Origin of the sequence: Shewanella sp. Isolate7 (assembly GCF_022398425.1) — a bacterium.
Lineage (GTDB): Bacteria > Pseudomonadota > Gammaproteobacteria > Enterobacterales > Shewanellaceae > Shewanella.
Map to the genome: position 1 here is coordinate 1 of NZ_JAKEVJ010000137.1, position 4,235 is coordinate 4,235.

At 52.8% G+C, this 4,235-nt stretch carries 3 protein-coding genes and 1 pseudogene; 3 read left to right on the forward strand and 1 reads right to left on the reverse strand.

Features of this window, described 5'->3' with window-relative positions; genetic code table 11:
• Nucleotides 1-18: 18 nt before the first annotated feature.
• Complete coding sequence (locus L1D47_RS20245; RefSeq protein ID WP_239886572.1) at nt 19-918, forward strand: DUF481 domain-containing protein; 900 nt, start codon at nt 19-21, stop codon at nt 916-918.
• A 224-nt stretch (nt 919-1,142) separates the two neighbouring features.
• Here L1D47_RS20245 and L1D47_RS20250 read toward each other — a convergent pair whose 3' ends face one another.
• Nucleotides 1,143-2,369, reverse strand: coding sequence for a nucleoside recognition domain-containing protein (locus tag L1D47_RS20250; protein ID WP_239886573.1), 1,227 nt, complete (start codon nt 2,367-2,369; stop codon nt 1,143-1,145).
• A gap of 88 nt (nt 2,370-2,457) precedes the next feature.
• On the opposite strand from L1D47_RS20250, the gene rsmF reads away from it, so the two are divergent.
• Nucleotides 2,458-3,897, forward strand: coding sequence for a 16S rRNA (cytosine(1407)-C(5))-methyltransferase RsmF (rsmF, locus tag L1D47_RS20255; protein WP_239886574.1), 1,440 nt, complete (start codon nt 2,458-2,460; stop codon nt 3,895-3,897).
• A gap of 160 nt (nt 3,898-4,057) precedes the next feature.
• A pseudogene (locus tag L1D47_RS20260) lies at nt 4,058-4,235 on the forward strand (IS5/IS1182 family transposase); the annotation flags it as partial.

Sequence of the window (4,235 nt, forward strand, 5' to 3'; positions counted from 1 at the left end):
TGATAGAGGTTGTAGTTAGTGATTAAGTCGGTCGCCATATTTAGCTTGGGTCTCTTAAGTTCTTCGGTTTTTGCCGCAGGAGCTGCCAATTCCTATTCGGTATCAGCACCGGTAGAGCCCAGCGAGATCGTTCTAAAACTCGGCGGTTTCTACTCAAACTCTAACTCCAGCATGGATGTCACCAATCCGGTTCTGGGTAATAATTTCAAGCTTGATTTCGAAGAAGACTTAGCGTTGGAAGAGTCGCAGTTTCTGCCATTCTTCGAGGCTAGCTACCATTTCAACTCGCGCCACAGCATCTATTTCGACTGGAAACAGCTGCACCGTAATGCGGAAGTACAGAAACTTACCGTGCCGTTTCAGGTCACCCTAGACGATCAGGTTTACGACATTCAGTCCGGAGCCCGTCTGGAGACCACGCTTAATATCGATATTGCACGCCTGGGCTATGGTTATAACTTCTATCAGGGTAATAACTTCAACCTAGGACTGTCTCTGGGCATCCATGCCATGTTTATCAAGACCGCCTTCAACGGGGAAATAGGTGTCTGTGCCAAGGGCGAAACGCTGCAACAGTGCGCGCAAACAGCCACGCCTAGAATTGTCGATGAAGAGGTTACTGCGCCTTTGCCAGATGTTGGCCTGTATGGCGACTATGAGTTCAGCCCTGGTTTCAAGTTCAACGCCCACGCACAGTATTTCTACATCAAGCTCGATGATATCAGGGGCAGCCTGGTCGATATTCGCGCCGGTGTCGAAGCCGAGATCACCAAGAACTGGCACATGTCAGCGGCCTTTAACTACTACAAGGTCGACGTTGACTTTAAACACGGTATGGCCGATGAACTCAATGTGGCCGACTACAACCTGTATTACAGCTTTATCGGCCCTATGCTGTCGGTAAGCTATCGCTTCTGATTTTCTCTATATCGCATTTATATAAGGTTTAGCGCTTCTCGCCCTAAGCGAACGCTTGTGTGACCTCTTAACCGCTCGAACTAACGTTTGGCTGCCTGTATAGCGGCTTGCCTATCAATGGCTTTACTACCCATGGCTTACCTATCCATACTCGCCTATCCTTACTCGCCTATCCATGCTTGCCTATCCATGTTTGTCTATGCACGCGTCCTTTTCGGTACCAATCAGCCATAAAACTGATAGCAGACCCAGATAGCGGCGCAGATCCCCGCAAGATCCGCAGTCAAACCACATACCAGGGCATGACGACCGTTGCGGATCCCCACTGCGCCAAAATAGACAGCCAGTACATAGAAGGTAGTCTCGGTACTACCCTGCACCACCGCCGCCAAGCGGCCGGCAAATGAATCGACCCCGTAGTGTTGCATCGTCTCCAACATCATGGCGCGGGCGCCTGAGCCGCTAAAGGGTTTCATCAGCGCCGTAGGCAAGGCGTCGACGAACCGGGTATCTCCGCCAAGCAGATTCACCAGGGCGGCGATGACACCGAGCAGATAATCGAGCGCACCCGAGGCACGCAGCAAGGCGATGGCCAGCAACATGGCGAGTAAATAGGGGATCAGCTGCACCGCCTGATTAAAGCCTTCTTTGGCGCCGCCGACAAACTCATCATAGACAGCCACCTTACGCAGCCCTGCCACTAGGATAAAGCTAAAGATCAGCAGCACTAAGATGCCGTTACCCAGGGCCGTGGAAAACTCGCCGATGGCAGTTACCGTCAAGGTTCCCAGATAAAACACCAGGGCCGATACCGCCGCCAACATCAGGGCACCATAACCGAGTAGGACGCTATTGAGTAGGGATATACGCTGGTAGATGGCCACGACCAATACCCCCACCAGCGTCGAGGCCGTGGTGGCCAGCAAGATAGGCAGGAAGATATCCGCCGGCGACTCAGCACCTTGTTGGGCGCGGTAGAGGAAGACGGTCACCGGCACTAGGGTGACCGAGGAGGTATTAAGCACCAAGAAAAGGATCTGGGCATTAGTGGCCACACTCTTAACCGGATTCAGGCTCTGTAAATCTTGCATCGCCTTAAGCCCCAGCGGCGTCGCGGCGTTATCGAGCCCGAGCACGTTGGCCGTCAGGTTCATAGTCACGCTGCCAAAGGCGGGATGCCCTCTGGGCACTTCGGGCATCAAACGGCTGAGCAGAGGCTCGAACAGACGAGCAAAGACGCCGACAACGCCAGCCTTCTCACCCACTCGCATCAGCCCCATCCACAGCGAAAGCACACCGATCAGCCCCAAGGCGATTTCGGCGGCCAACTTAGCACTGGCAAACAGGGCATCGACCACGGCAGATAGAATCTGCCACTGCCCCTGAAACAGACTAATACTAATAGCGACTAAGGCGGCGACAAAAAAGGCAAACCAAACGCGATTTAACACCCGAGACTCCTTTCACCCCAAGCTTTGCTCAAGGCCCGATAATGGATGTGATATACTGGCGACTAACGATATTTCTATTCTGTTACCTATGGTTCAACTAAATCAAAATTTTATCAATAGCATAGCGAAAGATATGCCGGATCATCTCTCGATGGACGAATTTATAAGCTATTGCGCCAAGCCTTTACGCCCCTCCATTCGAGTCAATACCCTCAAGATAACGACCTCTGACTTTATCGCTATGATGAACGCCAAAGGCTGGCAGTTTGAACCTATCCCCTGGTGTGAGGAAGGCTTCTGGGTCAAGGTGGATGACTCGATTCAGCTAGGCAATACGGTAGAGCATATTCAGGGGCTGTTTTATATTCAGGAGGCCAGCTCCATGCTGCCACCTAAAGCCTTATTTCCTGCCTCAATCGAGGACGCCGCCTCCCTGAGTCTGCTGGATATGGCCTCGGCGCCGGGTTCTAAGACCACCCAGCTCGCCGCCATGATGAACAACCAAGGCTTGTTGGTCGCTAACGAGTACTCCTCCAGTCGGGTCAAGGTTCTACACGCCAACGTGCAGCGCATGGGCGCCAGTAATCTGGCCCTCACCCACTTCGATGCCAGGGTATTTGGCGAGTACCTATTCGAGAGCTTCGATGCCATACTGCTCGACGCCCCCTGCGGCGGTGAAGGCACGGTGCGCAAAGATCCCGATGCCCTTAAACATTGGGATGCAGAGGAGATAGAGGCCATTGCCAGCGTGCAGCGCGACCTGATCGAATCGGCCTTTCTCGCCCTCAAGCCAGGTGGCAGCCTAGTCTATTCCACCTGCACCCTCAATCGCCGTGAGAATCAGGATGTCTGCCTGCACCTCAAGGCCACCTATGGCGACGCGGTGCAGTTTGAATCCCTTGCCGACCTCTTTCCGGGTGCCGACAAAGCCTGTACCAGCGAAGGCTTCCTCCATGTCTGGCCGCAGATCTTCGACAGCGAAGGCTTCTTCATCGCCAAACTGACCAAGCTTGCAGAGGTTCCCAGAAATACAGAAGAGCCGCGCAAACAGAAAAACTTTCCCTTTAGCCCGATCGACAAGAAGTCTCGCCAGGCCCTCTGCGACTACTTCGAGACGAGTTTCGGCATCAAACTCGACGGCCAGGGGATCTTGATGCAAAGGGACGATGAGTACTGGTTGTTCCCCTGTAATGTCGAGCCGCTCATCGGCAAGATCCGCTTTCAGCGGATCGGCATCAAACTGGCCGATGCTCTAAAGAAAGGCTTCAAACCCAGACATGAGGCGGTGATGGCACTGGCGGACAATACGCGAGGCATCGCGCTGGATGAGGCACAGGCTATTCAATACCTGATGGGACGCGACATAGGATTAGCCACAAAAGAGAAGCCTCAGGGCGAGCGGCTGGTCAGCTACCAAGGCGCGCACTTGGGCTTGGTGAAACACCTTGGCAATAAACTCAAGAATAGCCTGCCTCGTGACTTGGTGCGGGATAAAATCTGCTCATCCTCTACCATTGCAGTGGATTAAGCGGGCATCAGTGCAGGTCTAAGCAAAAGCCACCAAATTAGCGCGAGTGGCTTTCATTAACATTTTGTTACATTTTAATCTGAGATTTGCCTAGGGAAGATGCGAATAAGTCCCTGATGTGAGATCATAGCTACATAGTAAATCACAGCCATTACCGCCCATGAGCCAACAGTTAACTTTTGCCGATAGTGAGTTTTCCAGCAAGCGCCGCCAGACCCGTAAAGAGATTTTCTTATCTCGGATGGACAACCTGTTACCATGGACTCAACTGCTGGAAGTGATTGAGCCCTTTTATCCAAAAGCGGGCAATGGTCGTCGTCCCTATCCACTGGAAACGA

What these genes read in the sequence shown, in the direction of transcription:
- rsmF (WP_239886574.1), top strand. Translation starts at nt 2,458, where the DNA reads ATGGTTCAACTAAATCAAAATTTTATCAATAGCATAGCGAAAGATATG.